The following is a 1,532-nucleotide window of genomic DNA, read 5'->3' as shown; positions in this document are numbered from 1 at the left end:
CGTTCTCATCCTGATTGACGCTGGATTCTCAGCCTGTTTGTCGCGCGGCATCGAGCCGGCTGGCGATATCCAGACCGTTGATCTGGCGCTCGATGTCGAAGATGGCGTCGATCTTCTTCACGGCTTCTAGTGCGACAGGCGATATGTCGTGCGCCGGCTTCTTCCGGCGGGCATTCTCCTTGATGTCCGCAAGTTCGAAGAACTTGCGTCGGGCATGGCTCCAGCACAGCGCGCTGGTGACGGGCCCCGGATCACGGTCACCGCGATAGAGGTCGTTGTAGCCGCCATAGGCATCGGCCTGAAGAACACCCTGCCACCCGGCAAGATGCCGGTTCGGATGGGCCATCTCCCTGTCGCGCGAGAAGTGGAAGAGCGCGGCTGGGGGCGCACCACCGCCGAACGGCCGGTCGTCGCGAACATAGGTCCAGAGCCGTGCTGTCTGCGTCCCTCCCTTCGCCAGGAGGGGAACCGTGGTGTCGTCACCATGCAGACGGCGGCCATCGAGGACGTGTCCCCGGATCAGGGCATGGATCGGTGCCAAGGCTGCCGCGCAGGCCCCGACCTGGTCTGCCAGCGTCGAGAGGCTGAGGTCGACGCCTTCCTTTGCATAGCGCTCTGCCTGTCGGTTGAGCGGCTGATGCTGACCGAACTTCTCGAACAGAACCATCGCCAGCAGGTTCGGCCCGGCCCATCCCCGCGGCGTGGGATGGAAGGGTGCTGGCGGCTGGCTGATCTTCTCGCAGGCCCGGCACGTGAACTTCTCGCGAACGGTCTGGATCACCTTCCACTGTCGGGGGATGACCTCGAGCGTCTCGGTGATGTCCTCGCCCATCTTCACGATGCGGTCCGAGCCACAGCACGAACAGGCCGTCGGTGCCTCGATCACCACACGCTCACGCGGCAGGTGCTCGGGGAAAGGTTTACGCGCCGGGCGGCGGCGCTCGAACCCGACGACCGCCGTGGTCTTCGCCTTCCCAGCGGCAATCTCGTCCTCGGTGGCCGCGGCCTCGCGTTCCTCGAGCTGCAGCTCCATCTGGTCGATCAGGCGGGCACGGCGTTCGGCACTATGGCCGTAGTGGTCGCGCCGGAGCTTGGCGATCTCGAGCCGGAGATGCTTGATCATCGCCTCGGAGGTCGAGACCACCGCCCGGGCCTGCGCCAGCTCGCTCTCGGCGACCGCGGCACGAGCCTCCGATGCCGCCAGGGCAGCGCGCAGTCGGGCAATCTCGGAAGCGGTATCGGACATGCCCGGAGCATATCCTGAATGGATAGAATACCCAACAAAATATGGGCTTTCGCAGGGTTTTATCCCGCCTTCGTCGGGCGCTGCGTCCACCGCGGATTGCGCCAGTCTATCCCCTCCAGGAGATAGCCGAGTTGGGCTGCCGAGATCTGCACAGCCTCGCCGCTGCCGCTGCTCGGCCAGATGAACTTCCCGGCTTCCAGCCGCTTGTACCTCACGAGGGAATGCAGGCCTGACTGACGCAGGTGAGCAGTTAGTTCGGGTGACGCATCCGTTTCATCTGTTGTTT

Annotated in this window: 1 protein-coding gene and 1 pseudogene; both read right to left on the bottom strand. The window is 64.6% G+C overall.

The window, feature by feature from the left end; all coding sequences use genetic code 11:
* Nucleotides 1–37: 37 nt before the first annotated feature.
* Nucleotides 38–1,246: pseudogene (gene tnpC / locus ACFTOW_RS13395) on the bottom strand (IS66 family transposase); the annotation flags it as partial.
* Nucleotides 1,247–1,305: 59 nt separating this feature from the next.
* On the bottom strand, nucleotides 1,306–1,532 hold a 227-nt coding region (tnpB, locus tag ACFTOW_RS13390), incomplete at its 5' end, for an IS66 family insertion sequence element accessory protein TnpB (RefSeq protein WP_379916536.1).

Origin of the sequence: Lacimonas salitolerans, from assembly GCF_042677865.1 — a bacterium.
Classification (GTDB): domain Bacteria; phylum Pseudomonadota; class Alphaproteobacteria; order Rhodobacterales; family Rhodobacteraceae; genus Lutimaribacter; species Lutimaribacter salitolerans.
The sequence above is the reverse complement of the archived record's forward strand: the minus strand, read 5'-3'. Positions and strand labels throughout refer to the sequence as shown.